This window comes from Hanamia caeni (genome assembly GCF_003721595.1).
Classification (GTDB): Bacteria; Bacteroidota; Bacteroidia; order Chitinophagales; family Chitinophagaceae; genus Ginsengibacter; species Ginsengibacter caeni.
This window is the reverse complement of the sequence record NZ_RJJR01000014.1, coordinates 183,522-199,554: the sequence shown is the minus strand read 5'-3', so window position 1 is coordinate 199,554 and position 16,033 is coordinate 183,522. Positions and strand designations below refer to the sequence as shown.

The 16,033-nt window shown below is 38.2% G+C and carries 16 protein-coding genes; 2 read left to right on the top strand and 14 right to left on the bottom strand.

From position 1 onward, the window contains the following. Positions 1-27: 27 nt before the first annotated feature. The 3 genes from EFY79_RS16665 to EFY79_RS16655 form a co-directional block, all read right to left on the bottom strand. Positions 28-471, bottom strand: coding sequence for a DUF1573 domain-containing protein (locus tag EFY79_RS16665; RefSeq protein ID WP_199727560.1), 444 nt, complete (start codon positions 469-471; stop codon positions 28-30). A gap of 12 nt (positions 472-483) precedes the next feature. Beyond that, positions 484-1,416, bottom strand: a complete 933-nt coding sequence (gene nusB, locus EFY79_RS16660; RefSeq protein WP_123121859.1) for a transcription antitermination factor NusB — start codon at positions 1,414-1,416, stop codon at positions 484-486. 237 nt (positions 1,417-1,653) lie between these two features. Next, positions 1,654-2,358, bottom strand: a complete 705-nt coding sequence (locus EFY79_RS16655; RefSeq protein ID WP_123121858.1) for a head GIN domain-containing protein — start codon at positions 2,356-2,358, stop codon at positions 1,654-1,656. Positions 2,359-2,556: 198 nt separating this feature from the next. Here EFY79_RS16655 and guaA point away from each other — a divergent pair, with 198 nt between their 5' ends. Both guaA and EFY79_RS16645 read left to right on the top strand, forming a co-directional pair. Continuing rightward, a complete protein-coding gene (guaA, locus tag EFY79_RS16650; RefSeq protein WP_123121857.1) occupies positions 2,557-4,110 on the top strand; it encodes a glutamine-hydrolyzing GMP synthase in 1,554 nt (517 codons plus the stop codon). A 30-nt stretch (positions 4,111-4,140) separates the two neighbouring features. Continuing rightward, positions 4,141-5,319 carry an ABC transporter substrate-binding protein gene (locus EFY79_RS16645; protein WP_123121856.1) on the top strand — a complete coding sequence of 393 codons (1,179 nt, stop codon included), beginning with the start codon at positions 4,141-4,143 and terminating at the stop codon, positions 5,317-5,319. Between the two features lie 47 nt (positions 5,320-5,366). On the opposite strand, the gene EFY79_RS16640 is transcribed toward EFY79_RS16645, so the two are convergent. The 11 genes from EFY79_RS16640 to gatC form a co-directional block, all read right to left on the bottom strand. Further along, a complete protein-coding gene (locus EFY79_RS16640) occupies positions 5,367-6,215 on the bottom strand; it encodes a formate/nitrite transporter family protein (RefSeq protein WP_123121855.1) in 849 nt (282 codons plus the stop codon). Positions 6,216-6,538: 323 nt separating this feature from the next. After that, positions 6,539-7,144: a TetR/AcrR family transcriptional regulator gene (locus EFY79_RS16635; RefSeq protein ID WP_123121854.1), complete on the bottom strand. Its 606-nt coding sequence runs from the start codon at positions 7,142-7,144 to the stop codon at positions 6,539-6,541. 457 nt (positions 7,145-7,601) lie between these two features. After that, on the bottom strand, positions 7,602-8,114 hold the full coding sequence (locus EFY79_RS16630) for a hypothetical protein (RefSeq protein WP_123121853.1): 513 nt from the start codon (positions 8,112-8,114) through the stop codon (positions 7,602-7,604). Positions 8,115-8,276: 162 nt separating this feature from the next. Next, on the bottom strand, positions 8,277-9,347 hold the full coding sequence (locus tag EFY79_RS16625) for a fatty acid desaturase family protein (protein ID WP_123121852.1): 1,071 nt from the start codon (positions 9,345-9,347) through the stop codon (positions 8,277-8,279). A 33-nt stretch (positions 9,348-9,380) separates the two neighbouring features. Then, positions 9,381-10,115 carry a bacillithiol biosynthesis deacetylase BshB1 gene (gene bshB1 / locus EFY79_RS16620; RefSeq protein WP_123121851.1) on the bottom strand — a complete coding sequence of 245 codons (735 nt, stop codon included), beginning with the start codon at positions 10,113-10,115 and terminating at the stop codon, positions 9,381-9,383. A 133-nt stretch (positions 10,116-10,248) separates the two neighbouring features. Next, positions 10,249-10,908 (bottom strand): DUF4294 domain-containing protein, encoded by a 660-nt coding sequence (locus tag EFY79_RS16615; RefSeq protein ID WP_233578042.1) that lies wholly within the window; start codon positions 10,906-10,908, stop codon positions 10,249-10,251. A 105-nt stretch (positions 10,909-11,013) separates the two neighbouring features. Beyond that, positions 11,014-13,530, bottom strand: coding sequence for a cytochrome c biogenesis protein CcsA (gene ccsA / locus EFY79_RS16610; RefSeq protein WP_123121850.1), 2,517 nt, complete (start codon positions 13,528-13,530; stop codon positions 11,014-11,016). Positions 13,531-13,539: 9 nt separating this feature from the next. Next, positions 13,540-13,944 (bottom strand): cytochrome c maturation protein CcmE domain-containing protein, encoded by a 405-nt coding sequence (locus EFY79_RS16605; protein ID WP_123121849.1) that lies wholly within the window; start codon positions 13,942-13,944, stop codon positions 13,540-13,542. Between the two features lie 147 nt (positions 13,945-14,091). Beyond that, a complete protein-coding gene (locus tag EFY79_RS16600) occupies positions 14,092-14,646 on the bottom strand; it encodes a cob(I)yrinic acid a,c-diamide adenosyltransferase (protein WP_123121891.1) in 555 nt (184 codons plus the stop codon). 210 nt (positions 14,647-14,856) lie between these two features. Beyond that, on the bottom strand, positions 14,857-15,564 hold the full coding sequence (locus EFY79_RS16595; protein WP_123121848.1) for an ABC transporter ATP-binding protein: 708 nt from the start codon (positions 15,562-15,564) through the stop codon (positions 14,857-14,859). An 86-nt stretch (positions 15,565-15,650) separates the two neighbouring features. After that, entirely contained in the window at positions 15,651-15,941 is a 291-nt protein-coding gene (gene gatC, locus EFY79_RS16590; protein WP_123121847.1) for an Asp-tRNA(Asn)/Glu-tRNA(Gln) amidotransferase subunit GatC, read from the bottom strand. Between the last annotated feature and the right edge of the window lie 92 nt (positions 15,942-16,033).

The following is a 16,033-nucleotide window of genomic DNA, read 5'->3' as shown; positions in this document are numbered from 1 at the left end:
TATAAAATGTATTGATGTATTAAAAATTTAATGCTGTGCCTCTACCTCTCCCTTCAAAAGTAGAACTGGAAATTCAGGATACGCATTTGAAACCACCGTGATGGTTTTATGCGCGGGCCCTGGCCTGTCGGTGGTGTTGAACACTACTTTTAAAACTCCTGTTTTTCCGGGCTGAATTGGCTCTTCGGGCTTTTCAGGCACCGTACAACCACAACTGGCATGTGCGGCGGAAATTATCAACGGCTTTGTTCCCGTATTTTTAAACCTGAAATTGTAGGTTACTTTATTGCCTTCTGCCGCTTTGCCAAAATCATACACGGAATCAATCACCTGAACGGAAGTAGTGTCGGTAAATGCCGCATTAGATTGGGGAAGATTTGCCAAATCGTTATTGCGCCTGATGTTGCACGAAAGAATAAATCCGGTCACCAGGAATAAAGAAATCCACCGTATGATCTTATTTTTTTTCAAGTTGCAAAGGTATTATAAAGTGCTGTTTTTATAGTTGGTCTTATGGATTTTATTTTGTGATGTCAAATCCTTATGAATATTGTCTAAAATTCCGTTTACGAAGTGGCCGCTTTGTTCTGTACTGTATTCTTTGGCAAGATCAATATACTCGTTGATGGTAACTTTTGTGGGAATGGTTTCGAAATACAACAATTCACAAACCCCCATTTTTATCAGGATCATATCAAGAAGAGCAATTCTTTCAGAATCCCAGTTTTTTAATTTTGGTTTAATCAGCCCAAGGCAATATTCATCTTTCTCAATCACTGTTTTCAACAGCTCCAATGCAAATTGCATTTTCTCGTCGCCAATTAGCTGTGCGAAATTAAAGGCAGATGGTTTGTGAAAAAGTTTTTCCATCAGCACAATCATCATTTCTGCGTCATCATCCCAATGAATAAATTTTTCTTCCACATCGCTGAGAAAATCTTCATTTTCTATCATGATTTCGGAAAAAATGGTTTCAAGGATTTGGCGCTCGGCTTTTTTGTCGCGCGATGGCTGGGAAATATATTCTTTATAATGAGGCAATGCAATAAGCCTTAAGTAGCTTTTTCTTACCAATTCGCTGTCAATAAGAAATTTTGTTTTAAATTTTTCAAGCGACTGCTGAAATGAAGAGTTTTCCAGAATGGACCACATCAACTCATTGCCAGCAATTTTGGTATTCACTTTCAGGTCACTTTCTGTAGGCAAATATTTTTGGGATTTTTGTAAGGCATCCTTTTCTGAATAGCGCGCCACTTCAAACAGGTGATATACCAGGTAAGTAAAAAGCTGTTGGGCATTTTCGAGATTTTTTTTAAGAATCTGCAAAGGCTCCCCCGGCCTGGTATCTTTGTTCATTGATTCAATACTGTAAAGTGTTTGCATCACTTTCACGCGGATATTTCTTCTGCTTAGCATTTGTAGTAAGAACTTATTTTGGCCTGCGAAGATAGGTATTATTGGCAAACGGGATATTGATAAGCTCCGCACGCCCGCTACTATCTAAGACGCAAATAAAAAAATAACATTATTTATTGATTTACTGTCAATGCCCTATTGAATTGTGGAGGCTTGGGTCAAAAATAATTTTGATATCCACAACCAACAGTTAAGGGAATATTATTGATGTTGAACGAATAGAGGGATAAACTTACTTTAATTCACTGCTTTTGCTGTGCCACTTCCGGTGATGTGAATTTCAGGAGAAGAAGGGTTTCCGCCATAATACACATCGCCGCTGCCTGTGATGTTTACCTTCAGGCTTACGCTGGCAAAAACGTGCACATCCGAGCTACCTGAAACACGTATCTCGGCATTTTCAGATTTTAGCTGAGCACATTTGGCGTCGCCGCTTCCGCTGATGGTGCATTTAAAATCTTTGGTAGATCCAGAAAGCTCTATATCACCACTGCCCGAGCTGCTGGCCGTAATAAGTGGCGCATCTACATTTAGTTTAATATTACCTGAGCCTGAAGTACTGATACTCAGTTGGTTTGAATTTAAAATTACGCCATCGCCTGATACATCTGCGGATCCTGATGTAGCTATTTTTTCAATAGAAGGCACAGTCACAAAAACCTTTGCATGATCGTTATTAATAGAGACATCATTCTTATAACGGATAGATAATTCTCCATCTCTTACCTCCGTGATTACATAGGGCAACAGGTTTTCGTCATTCTCAACCGTCACCTCGTATTGATTCCCGTTTTTAATCTCCACATCGATTGAGCCTGAAGTTCGTATTTTATTAAAATCAGAAATACCCCGGTTTTCTTTAATCACGTTGCCATTGCCGGACATGGAAGCGCATGAGCCAAGAAAGCCCGCCGCCGCACAAAGAATAAGAAAATATTTCATAAGTATTATTTTATACTGCAAAAAATCCGAGGCAATTTAAACATTATAAATTAATTAAATACGCTTTCGCCAATTTTGACGTTCGTCGCCGCCTTAAAAATCATTTTTGTTTTTTTTATAAAAAGGAATAAGAAATAGAATACTTTATACAATAAATTTGGCCTGAGTTCGCAAGCATAAAACATTTTACCTTCGCGCATGCCTGAAAAAATTCTCATTCTCGATTTTGGTTCCCAATACACACAATTGATCGCCCGTTCCGTAAGAGAGGCAAATGTTTATTGCGAAATCATACCTTACAACAAAAAAGTTGAAATCACACCCGACCTGAAAGGCGTTATTCTTTCGGGCTCGCCCTTTTCGGTTAATGATGCCAATGCATTGGATATCGACATACAATACCTGAGTGAAAACCTTCCGGTGCTTGGCGTTTGCTATGGCGCGCAACTGATTACAAAAAATTTTGGCGGGGTGGTAGAAAAAAGTGATAAGCGCGAATATGGGAGATCAAAACTGCAAATTAGTAAAAAAGATGATTTATTGAAAGGAATAAAAAGCGAAACGGATGTGTGGATGAGTCATAGCGACACTATCAAAAAGCTTCCGGATGATTTTATCATTACCGCTTCTACCCCTAATATTCCGGTAGCTGCGTTTAGCAGCAAAGAAAATTTGTCTTCCGGCAGCAATGCAAAATATCCTGTGTTTGGATTACAATTTCATCCTGAAGTGTACCATTCTGCTGAGGGTAAAAAAATTATAAAAAATTTCCTGGTAAATATTTGCCATTGCCGCCAATCGTGGACGCCAGCTCATTTTATCAGTGATACAGTAGAAGATATCAGGAAAAAAATCGGGGATAAAAAAGTGATCATGGCTTTAAGCGGCGGCGTAGATTCTACTGTGGCTGCTACGCTCATTCATAAAGCCATCGGGAAAAACTTATTTGGAATTTTTGTAGACAATGGCGTGCTCAGGAAAGATGAATTTGAACAGGTGTTGCAATCCTGTACAAGCATCGGCCTCAACATTAAAGGCGTGGATGCTAAGGAATATTTTTATACAAAGCTTGCCGGGAAAATCGATCCCGAAGAAAAAAGAAAGGCTATCGGCAATAGTTTTATAGAAATTTTTGACAGGGAAGCGCATGCACTGGATGGAATTGAATTTCTTGGCCAGGGAACTATTTATCCTGATGTGATTGAATCGGTTTCTGTTCATGGTCCTTCCGTCACTATTAAATCACATCATAATGTGGGGGGCCTGCCGGAAAGAATGAAATTAAAACTGATAGAACCTTTGCGCTCGCTTTTTAAAGATGAAGTAAGGAAAGTTGGCGCTGAACTGGGTTTGCCCGATGCCTTACTCAGCCGTCATCCGTTTCCCGGACCAGGGTTAGCCATCAGAATTTTAGGAGAAGTGACTGAAGAAAGAGTTCAGCTTTTGCAAAAAGCCGATGCCGTTTTTATTAACAATCTCAAAAAATCCGGTTTGTACGCAACCGTATGGCAGGCAGGCGCTATCTTATTGCCAGTGAAGAGTGTCGGCGTAATGGGTGATGAGCGAACTTATGAATTTACAGTTGCACTTCGCGCTGTCACTTCAGTTGATGGAATGACAGCGGATTGGGCACATCTCCCCTATGAATTTCTTTCGGATGTTTCAAACGAAATCATAAATAATATCAAAGGGATTAACAGGGTGGTGTATGATATCAGTAGCAAGCCTCCGGCCACAATAGAGTGGGAATAGTCTTCCGCGAGCTAAGTTGAATTAAAAATCATGAGGAAAATACTCTTATTTAGTGTTGTTTTTTTTGCGTTAACCGGAATTGAAAAATCTGTGGCCCAGCAAAAATCATATCCTGTATATAAAACGTACAGGGTGGCTATTTTCGCTCCCGTTTACCTTGATTCCATCTTCGATGGTTACCATTTAAAAGCAGAAAGTACAATCCCCAATTTTGTAACCGGTGGCACAGATTTTATCCAGGGGGCCGAAATGGCGCTTGATACACTTAATCTTAACAACAAGCATGTGGAAGCTTTCCTTTTTGATTCAAAATCGGTAACGCAGCCGGTGGCTACCCTCATTAAAAATGGCAAGCTGGATCACATGGACTTAATAATAGGTTCTGTAAAACCACCTGAATATTACCAACTGGCCAGCTTTGCCAATGAGAAAAAAATTCCTTTTCTTTCAGCAACTTATCCCAATGATGGCGGCGTCAGGCAAAATCCTTTTTTGCTGATTGCCAATTCAACCCTCAAAACGCATTGCGAAGGAATCTTCAGCTATATTTTACAAAAGCACGGTTCCGACAACATTTATCTTTTCCATAAAAAAAATGACAACAGGATAAGCAATTATTTTAAAGAAATCAATTCAGCAGATGGCAAAAATCTTTTAAAGATTAAAGACATAGTGCTTGATAGTTCTGTTACCGCCCAGGGCCTGAAATACCTGGTTGATACTACCAAGCCCATCGTAATTATAGGCGCCAGCCTGGAACAGGAATTTTCTCAAAAGCTTGCTGATGCGTGCTACCCTATTCAAAAAACAAACCCGATGATTTTGATAGGCATGCCCAACTGGGATGGCTTTGCCTGCTGGTTCCGGAAAGATGCTTACACTGGTTTCCCCATCAGGTACACCACGCCTCATTACATATCAAAAGACAATCCATTTGAGTCATACCTAATGTCAAAATATTTCCAGGTATATAAAATTGATCCGAGTGATATGGCAGAGAAAGGATTTGGGCTCACTTATAACTTTACCTCCCTTTTGATAAACCATCCAGGCGCTTTTATGGAAAACATGAACGATACCCTATATTCCCCATTTCATACTCTTAATTTTAAGCCGGTGTATCATGGCAAAAATCCTCAACCTGATTATTATGAAAACAGGCACCTGTTCTTTATGCAAATCCTTAACGGGGAAATTTCAAAAGAATAGAATTACGGGAATCACTTTTAGTTTGTACAAATCCGTCTGAGGCCATTTTACTTGCCCTGATGATCCTCGAGATCTACGATTTCTTCTTTTCCGCTTAGTAAAGTATGACTATATTTTAAAATTGCTACAAAAAATACGCCCCCAATAATGTTTCCCAGCGTAACCGGCAAAAGAAATCCCATATACTGGCCAAATGAAATATTACCGCTAACCCAGCCCACAGAAGCTTCTATATTTCCAACAATAGAATGTGCAAGACCAGCAACGCCAATACACGCTGTAATAATCCAAATTAAAATAATCTGGCTTATTGTTTCTCTTGCGGCTGCTACAAGCCACGCCAGCAATCCCATTAGCCAACCCGCCAGCGCTGCGCTGAACAATAGACTTTTCCAGGAATGAGCCGTTGCTTCAATACTTATTTTCGCTAAAGCCCAATCCTTTACAAGGTGCAGAGAATCTCCAAAATAAACCAGGATTGAAGTAAAAATTAATCCACCCGCAACATTACTTATATACACAATAGCCCACAGTCTCAACAATTTCTTAATAGGAGCAATGCCCTGCAAAACAGGTAACACCGCAAGGGTTGTATGTTCGGTAAATAATTCAGACCGGCCTAAAATAACGAACATAAAACCGAGCGGATACATGTTTGCTACTAAGACGTGAACTATGGGCTCGGGAAATACACCGTTAAATAAAGATAACACCACTGCCATCATCAATACTGAAAAGCCAATATCCAGTCCGCCGGAAAGGCCGGACAGCATCAGCCCCAACGATGAACGGTTCAATTGGGTGAGGGCCGCTTCTTCAGTATGTTTTAAAATCAGCTGCTGGCTCTTCTGCGGCTTTTTTTCTTCCTCCTCCAATGTGCTTTTTTTCCTTGACATAAATTATAATTAACTCATCCGGATCTTAAGATTTTAGCAACCGGCATTTGGTGGTTTGAAATTAAAAAAACAGTAAACGGAATTTTATGCCAAATTTTTATTTTGAAACTAAAACAGCCATGTTTTAAAACGAATGCAAAAATGGGATAAAGATTGAACAGGTAAGGCGAGAAAAATCCTATTTAATTTTGGTAAAAACAGAATTTAGAGATTTTAATTTACACAAGCCGGAAACGTTTTAGAAAATATTTTTCAATAATTAGATTTTTTTTTCTAAAAGTCATCATGGTAATTCGTGGAGGAACTTTTATTTTCTTTGAATGTTAAAACTGAACAACCTCAAACTCTTTTAATCCTTGTTGAGTTAAATAGGGAAAAATGAGGTTCCACATATAACTGCGAAAATTTTTTTCCTTTGGAGTTTTTTCATTTAGAATTTGCATAGGCAGCCAGGTATTTATAGAATTCAGTAACGCAGAAGCTAATAAGTCATACGTCTTTCTGCTGCCTTCTTTTATAAGCGATCCTCTGTCCACATTTTCATTTATCCGTTTTTTTAGTTTGGATTGAATTTTTTTATTGAAAGCCATTATTTTGCCATGAACGATAGGATAATTGCGCTTTATTTCCCAAAAATTGGTAAAATAAAAGATGTTTTTTTCCATGAAACTATACAGGTTTGAGAATTTCATATCAAAGCTATCTAGGCCGGGATACACTTTGTTCATTTCAAGAATCCCTGAAAGCTCACCCAAAATCTGGTTATAAACTCCCTGCACAATTTCTTCTTTATTGGCATAATGATAAGCAAGGTTGCCCACACTAATTTGTGTTTCATCGGCTATTTGCTGCAACCGGGTATTGGCAATTCCATTTTCAGAAAAGAGTCTTTTTGAATTTTGTATGATACGTTCTTTGGTTGTGGCCATAATGATAAATTTAAAATTAAACGCCTGTATAATTTACAAGAATTAGTAAATTTCTACTAAAATACAAATTCAATTTATTTTTATTAAAAAAAATCTTTCAGTTCAAATGTATAATCAGCAAAAAATTTTTCCCGGAACAATACATTATAGCTTACTCATTTTTATTTTATAAGAAGAATAACGGATAAGACCAAACGATAATTGAACCTGTAATTCCAGTCAAAAAAACGGGCAAAAGAAATTTTTTACCCCACCGGGAAATATTAGAGTACAACATGCGGCAGGAATCTAAAAGGAATCTGGTTTAGAAAAGGAATATCATTGCAGAATTTACAAATGTCATATCAGGGTGACAATTACAAAATAAAATTGCAGGAATTTATCCGTTTACTGGTAAGCAGGTTCTCTTATGGTAGCCGGATGGCAAAATGATATGGCTAAATTATTAATGACATTCTCAAAGGCGGCTTGATGGAATTCTTTTTGCAAGCCAGCTATCTTTGACAGGGATAATCCAATTATTCATCAATTGCTTTTTGGTAAGAATGGTATTGTTGAAATATAATGTATCAGGATTTATAATATCATTCTCGATAGAATAATTAATGTCTTCAATCGGGATGAGGTAAACTTTATTTTTTACAATAAAAGCAAGTGTTTGACGGTCGAGGAGCTGAACATCGTATTCTTTTTCAATATTTTTAATAAATCTAAAAGAGCTATCTGTACTGCACCCGCCTACTTTCACGTTTGTTTCATCTGCCATCAAAATAATAAAATTGCCATACAACAGCTTTGCAAATGATTTTACTGCGCTTCCATGGCTGTTCCAGAAAGAAGCAAACTGCTCAAGTTTTTTCTCTAATTCCGGGACTTCCTGCTTTGTAAATTGTCGATTAGCCTGGTAAATCCAGACCCTGGAATTATCATCAAAATCCTCCGGTATATATTGCTTAAAGCGAGTGTTCATAATGGAATTATTAAACAGGACTTGCGTGCAATTAGCTAAAACCTGTAATAGTTCGGTATTTAAGTCAAAATGAAAGATACTATGTTGATTTGAAAAAAGCAAATTTTGCATCAGTCATTCTTTCAATTAATAATAATTATTAATACTGAAAGCCGTCAAAATTTAAGCCAATTGCCCTAATCGTTTCAGATAGTGGATATGCGACATAATGGCTTGTCTCATCTTTGGAAATTCTATGTAATTGATGTTATATTCCACACAGGTTTTCTTCGTTATCTTACTGATGGCCGGATAGTGAACATGAGAAATACGCGGAAATAAATGATGCTCAATCTGAAAATTCAATCCACCCAGGAGCCATGAAATGGTTTTGCTTTTGGTTGCAAAATTAGCTGTGGTATGAATCTGGTGAATGGCCCATTCACTCTCAATTTTTCCGGAAGTTTCGCTAGGCATTGGAAACTCAGTATGTTCTACTGTATGCGCCAGTTGGAACACAATACTGATTGCCAAACCCGTTACCATTGTAATTAACAAAAACCCCACCAGCCAGGTGGTAAATCCTAAGAGTAAAATTGGCAACACTATAAACATGAACGCATAAATGATTTTTGCCATCCAGAACGAAAAATGTTCATAAAAAGTCATCTTTCTCAACTGAACCGCACCAATTTTTCTGGTAAAATATTTTTTATAATCTGAAAAGAATATCCACAAAAGATGCAGCAGCGCGTAAAGAAACCAAAAATAATATTGCTGAAACCTGTGCATTTTCAATTTCTTTTGAGTAGATGCAAAACGCATCCACGGGCGTGCTTCAATATCATCATCTACGCCGTCAATATTTGTGTACGTATGGTGGATAATATTATGCTTCATATTCCACATGATAGCGCTGCCGCCTAAAAAATTAAGTGATGAGCCAGCAATCCTGTTTATCAATTTATATTTGCTAAAACTGCCATGCGCCCCATCATGCATCACGTTAAATCCTATAGCCGCAGTTAACAATCCAAAAAATATGCATTCCGGAAGGGCAATCCAGGTAGCAGGCGTAAAAAACACAAGATGGATATAGATGGCCAGGTATAAAACTGTGAAAAGCACAGCTTTGAACAGGAGCGAAAAATTACCGGTCATTGGCCGGGCTTGCTCAGTAAAATACTGATTAACACGATTTTTAAGCACGGTATAAAAATCGCCTTTGCCTTGCTTGAATTTGGGAGTGACCATTATCTTTATTGTTTTAAAATTAATTTTTTATTTTTAGGTGATGTTCTGAATCAACACATCAAAGGTTTTGATTCCTATCATTTTTTTTGAAACAAATCCCTCAGCATGTTTTACTCCAATCATTTTGCCAAACATTTTGGAACGGTTAATAATGCTTTCCAAAAATTCAGGAGTTGAAATATAGGTTTCAGGTTCGCTTTTATTCTCCAACCCGTTGAAAAATTGCGTTTTGAATGCCCTTATAGCTTCGATCTTCTTTTCAATTACCTCTGATATATCAACGACAAAATCCGGTTTCATGTAAGAATCCTGGATATAATTTAAGATAAGTTTAGGTTTCCAGGCCTCCTGTTTTACACCCGAATTAAAGGTTTCAATCTTGCGCAAACCCGATAAAAAACATGAATCAGAAACAAGCCGGGCTGCGCGGCCATGATCAGGGTGCCTGTCTTCTATCGCATTGCATAAAACCACTTCAGGCTTGTAGTTTCTAAGAGCAGTAATTATCTTACGTTGGTTGGTCTCATCATTTTTAAAAAAAGCATCGGCCATATCCAGGTTTTCCCGCACATCAACCCCCAATATTTTTGCTGAATTTTCTGCCTCTTCTTCCCTTGTTTCGGCAGTTCCGCGGGTGCCCAATTCTCCGCGGGTAAGGTCTATAATCCCTATTTTTTTGAGATTATTTTTTTCAACTAATAAAGTTCCTGCACAACTTAATTCAATATCATCGGGATGGACACCAAACGCCAAAAGGTCTAACTTCATTTTGTACTTTAAATTCCGGAGGAATATCAGAAAATATTGGCGCAAAGTTACTGTAAAAAAAAATACGCTTTTTACTGATTAACAAGAAAATGTATTTTATTGAAAATTAGTGGAAGATAGGCAGGTCTATCCATTATCCTGCATAGCCATACATTCTTTGCACCTCTTTCACGATGCTTTCTATTTCAGCATCTTTGCCGTAGGCGTCGTAAGGCTGTTTCAAATCGCTTCCAAAAACATAAGCAACTGTTTGCCAAAACCGGGCAGTAAATCCGCCTTTGAGCTCTTTTAAAATATCATAACAGTTAGTACCGCCAGTTTCACGATTAATGAGCTTCATCAAAACTTTTCCCTGGTACACAGAAAGATTCTTAAGTGGTTCAGTAAATTGCTTTTTTAATTCCTTTTCCCGGCTGTTGATATACTTGCTAACTGCGGCCTTATTTGGATTATTGGCAATATGTTTTTCGATATCGTTAAAAACGTAACCTGCTTTGCGGGCGTAAGGGTATGTTACATATACTGCATTTCTTAACCTTGTCCAGGCTGCCCGTGCGGCTGCATTACTTTTCCCCCACACGTACACGCCAGCCAGAATTTTTGCTTCAATGGTATCGCCTTCATAAACTACAGCCGAGCAAATCACTGTGTCGTTTGGGCCATGCATCGCAAAAATTGGATAATTATTTTGTGCACCCCCCTGCACCTGCGTTTGGGACTGAGCAGAAAAAGCAACCAGGAATAATAAAACTCCCACAAAGTATTTTGATATATAATTAAAGCAGGTTGCCATACTACCTGTAAATTTATTATTTATATTAATCAAAACAAAGATTGCGCTGTAAACTTTTCCTGAAAATTAACGCCCGAAAACCGGGAAGATAGCGGTTGGTGATATTTAATTATTTGCAATCAGGAATAAATAGAACAGGAAAACCAAAACTAACCCTATGGCAATATAGGACCCAGGCCCCGACGCCCTTACCCGATTAACAAGCGATATTACGAATCCGCAAGACATGATGACAAGGCCAAGCCAAACGAAATTGATGTATGGAAAGTAATATGCTTTCAGGGTAATAAAATCGGTTAACCTGTCCGTTTCTCTTGCATTGATCTTGAATTTATCGCCGTTTGCGATCCCGGAAAAATTCAAATAAAGATTTTGGCTCGTTACGGTATCATTGATAAAACTCAATTGATGATCTTTAATTCTCAATGCCGGGTAGGCTTTGTGCCTGGTGCCATCATTGGAATAAACAGTAATGTCTGCTACTAATGCGGTATCTGATGGAGTAAAATGGAATCTTTCGTTATCAGGATTTTTTTCTATGCTGTTTAAAATGAAAAATCCTTTTGAATAAAATACTGAATCGCCAATTTTCATTTCATGATTTCTGAAAGTAGCAGTATCACTGTCAGGATCAGGAGTAGAAATAGTAGAAATATAAGTGAAAATATCGTGAGTGAGATAATGCTTTGTTCCCGGATTGGAAGTCAGGTTATTGTCTTTCATCCTATAAGCATCCGGCGATAAAACAAACTCTTCATCTATTTTTCCGGTGAGGCTGTCTTTCTTTTCAAAATGAAGATTATAGAATGTACGATCTTTTTCGGTGGAAGCGGAATCATTGAGATAGGTTACGGTATATTTTCCCAATCTTGTAGGCACTTCTTTAAGAAGTGTCAGGTTTTCCATGGGGTTTTCAGGGCTCCGGCCTGTGGGATCTTTTACAAATGGAATAAACAGTCCCGTTTTGCTATTATCGCTGATTACTTTTTTGTTGCCGGAAGAAACAAGCATTCCGCCGATTAACATGGCAAAACCAAGGTGGGCGACTGCGGCGCCGCCAGCTTTTAAATTCCATTTTAATACAGATCTCAGGCACGCTGCGTTTGCCACCAGGGAAAATATTGAAGCAAAAAGCGCCAGGTAAATAGCTCCTAAAAATCCGGGGCCTTTTTTGGTATATTCAATAGGATAAAAAATTGCAAGCAGAATGGATGCAGCTAATGAAATGCCAAGTGGCCAGGATAACTTTTTTATTAAATATTGCTTACCGGTATTTCTATATTTAAGAAACTGCGAAGCTCCGGTAAGCAAGCCAACTATTACTGCAACCAGCACCAGCACTTTATTATAAGCAAATTCACGGTCTGCCGGGTCAGCCAGGTTAGTTCCGAATACTTTATTATAAACCGGCAGCGAGGTAATAGAAATAATGAATATTGCAGAAAGAAAAAGAACGAGAGAACCGATAAACATCCAGAATTCCCGTGAAGAAATATCTTCTTCTTTTTGAATAGCAGGAATTTTCCTGTAATTCCTGAAAAACATAAAGAATACAGGAACCGTAATTACCAGCACATATATTCCGATCAATACATTCATGGCCATACCTGCCTCTGTAAACGCATGAACCGAAGTATCTCCCAAAATTCCTGTACGGGTAAGGAAAGTAGAATACAATACAAAAAGATAAGAAAGAATTATAAAAAAATAAGAAGCCCTTAAAGCGTTTTTAGTTGAATTATATATTGCCATACAATGCAACCCTGCTACCATTATCAGCCACGGAACAAGGGAAGCATTTTCAACCGGATCCCATGCCCAATAGCCGCCGAACGATAATGATTCATAAGCCCATTTCCCTCCCATCATAATTCCGGTACCCAATACACAACCGCTGAATAAAGCCCACGGCAGCGCCGGTTTTACCCATCCACCCCAATCTTTATCAGCTAATGAAGAATAAGCAAACGCGATAGGAACAATGGTGCTTGCAAATCCAAGAAATAAAATCGGCGGATGAATTACCATCCAGTAGTTCCTTAACAACACGTTGAGGCCGACACCATCTTTAATATAAGTAAGATAATCCGGTTGGGAAAAAATAGGCCCCATAAGCTCATTCCTCGTAAGCACAAAAGGACTGCTACCGATTTTTGTACCAAGAATATAAATTCCCAGTATCATCAGTATTAAAAAGAACTGCGCAGTGTTGACGATCGTCATCACAGGCGCTTCCCTTTTTTTAGAAGTAAAAATGAGAATGCTGCCAAGAACGCAATGCCATAAAGACCAAAGGAGAAAGCTTCCCTCCTGCCCTTCCCAGATACAGGCCAGCAGGTATTTTGGCTCTAACTCTTTTGAAGCATGCTTATAGGCATAAAAATATTCGAAGTAATGATTGGAACATATATAATAGATACCGGCAAAAACGGCTAATAAAGAAAATACCTGTATGAAAAATGAACCCCTTGCAAAATTGATCCACTTTCTTTTTTCCGGCTCCAAATCAATTTTGGAAGCCATAAAATACGAAATGGCTGAAACGATAGAGGCTACAAAGGCAAGTACGATGAAAAACTGGCCTACCTGACCAGGAATCAAATGTTCGTTCTCAAAAGTCATGTCAGGGTCTTAATATTGAGTAACCGTTTTTTCTAATTGTTGCTTATCGTCTTTGTATTTGGAGGGGCATTTCAAAAGAATGTCATTACATTGAAAAACATCTCCTTCCATTTTTCCCTTCAAGACTACACGCTCACTTTGTTCAAGTTCTGCCGGCTTGGTATTGTGATAAATCACCTGCGTGCTATTGCCCAGGCTATCCACGGCATAAAAAGAAAGATAGTTAGGATCTTTTAATGCATCGTATTGAATCGGCTTCGATTTATCAAGCTTTGCGATGAGGTGAACATATTGTCCCTGCTTCTGTTTGGCAGAGCCAATAGTGTCGTAGGTAGAAAAATCAACTGAATACATTAATAACGCTCCAATAGCAGCAGCTATAACAACTAAGATTACTATACTTGAAGTCTTCATTTTATGTGTGATTTGGATTGGCAAATTTAGTGAAAAATGAGAAGCTAATTTTAATAAAAAAAATTGAAATGTATTCTAAAAATTAGCCTCTGCCGGGGATGGAATCTTTTTAGGAAAAAAGCCAGTAAAGCAATAAATATTGAATATTTACATTCTGGCTTTCCAAATTATCTCAGGCGCATTATTTTTCATCCCGAGGTATCTTGCCAGCACAAACAAATAGTCACTAAGCCTGTTAAGGTATTTAATTATTAGTTGATCAACAGCACCACTATTTTCCTGCAAATTCACCGTACATCTTTCTGCTCTTCTGCACACGCACCGCGCCACATGAGCAAAGGAAACTGCCGGGTGGCCGCCGGGTAAGATAAAGTTTTTCATCACCGGCAATTCTTCCTGCATTTTATCAATTTCTTTCTCTAAAAATTCTATATCACTTTCATGAAGATCCGGAAGCGGCATCTTGGAATTTTTATCCGGGTCACACGCCAATTCAGCGCCAATGGTAAACAGCCTGTCCTGGATTTCTTTCAGGATACTTTTGGCATTATCATCATTGGAAAAATCCGATAAAAGCCCAATGTAAGAGTTCAGTTCATCCACTGTGCCGTATGCTTCAATCCTCGGGTTATTTTTGAAAACTTTTGTACCACCCAGAAGACTTGTCTTTCCGCTATCGCCCGTCTTTGTATAAATTTTCATTGCCATAATTAATTCAAATTTTATTAGCAGAAATCATTTTCTGCGAAATATAAAAGTACAATCTAAAACTTTTGTAAGGTGATAGCTACTCTTCATCGCATCATCAAGATCCTGATACAAACCTTTCAAAAATTAAAAGACAAGAAGCAGCCGCCATCGTGGCCGGGGATGAAGAAAAATAAAATGAGTTGAACATGACTTTAAAGAATTCTATTCAGCAGTTACCATATTCTTTTTGTGAAGATGATCGCTTTCAATTACTCCATCTTTCAGACGGATAATCCTATGCGCATATGCTGCAATATCTTCTTCGTGAGTAACTAAGATAACCGTATTTCCTTCAGACTGTATCTTATCAAAAATATGCATGATTTCAATTGACGTTTTTGAATCAAGATTGCCGGTAGGCTCGTCCGCTAAAATAATGGAAGGATTATTTACCAATGCCCGCGCTATAGCCACTCTTTGATTTTGGCCTCCGGACAATTCATTCGGCTTATGATGGCTTCTATCCGCCAAACCAACCCTGTCAAGCATTTCAAGGGCTTGCGCTGTTCTAATTTTTTTTGAGGTGCCATTATAAATTAAAGGTAACGCCACATTTTCGGCAGCCGTTAACCTGGGTAAGAGATTGAATTGTTGAAAAACAAAACCGATTTCTTTGTTGCGCACATCAGCAAGATCATCGTCCTGCATTTTACTAACATCCTCGCCGTTCAAAATATACTTACCGGAAGAGGGAGAATCCAGGCAGCCCAGAATATTCATCAGGGTTGATTTTCCACTTCCGCTGGGCCCCATCAGCGCAACATATTCATTTTTAAACACCTCGAGCGAAATACCCTTCAGCACTTTTAATTCCTGCTTTCCGAGGTAATAGCTTTTCTTAATATTTTCTAATTGAATGATGGAAGCCATATTGAATAATATAGTATTATTTTAAAATTATCAGTAAACGTACAAATAAGCCGGTTTTTTATTTTTAGCAGAATAACTGCGAACCTTCACTTCTTAATTACTTTGGGAACTTTAAAAAAATCATTATCGTGCAACGGCGCATTCTTAAAAACATCTTCTTTGCTCATTTCTCCTTTCACTTCATCCTTCCTGAAAATATTTACGTTTTCGCTCATATGCAGCAAAGGTTCAACGCCCGAAGTGTCTAACTCATTAAGCTTATCAATAAAGCCTATCATTTTTTCGAGATCGTTTTTTATTTCCTCTTTTTCAGACTCTTCAAATTCAAGCCTGGAAAGATTCGCTAATTTTTCAATTAATGCGTCATTCACCTTCATCCGGCAAATATAAATGGAATAATTCTTTAATTTTTGTCGCTGGTATTCTGCTTATCCCCGCTCATCATTTTTTTGAGAATTGGAAGAAAGGT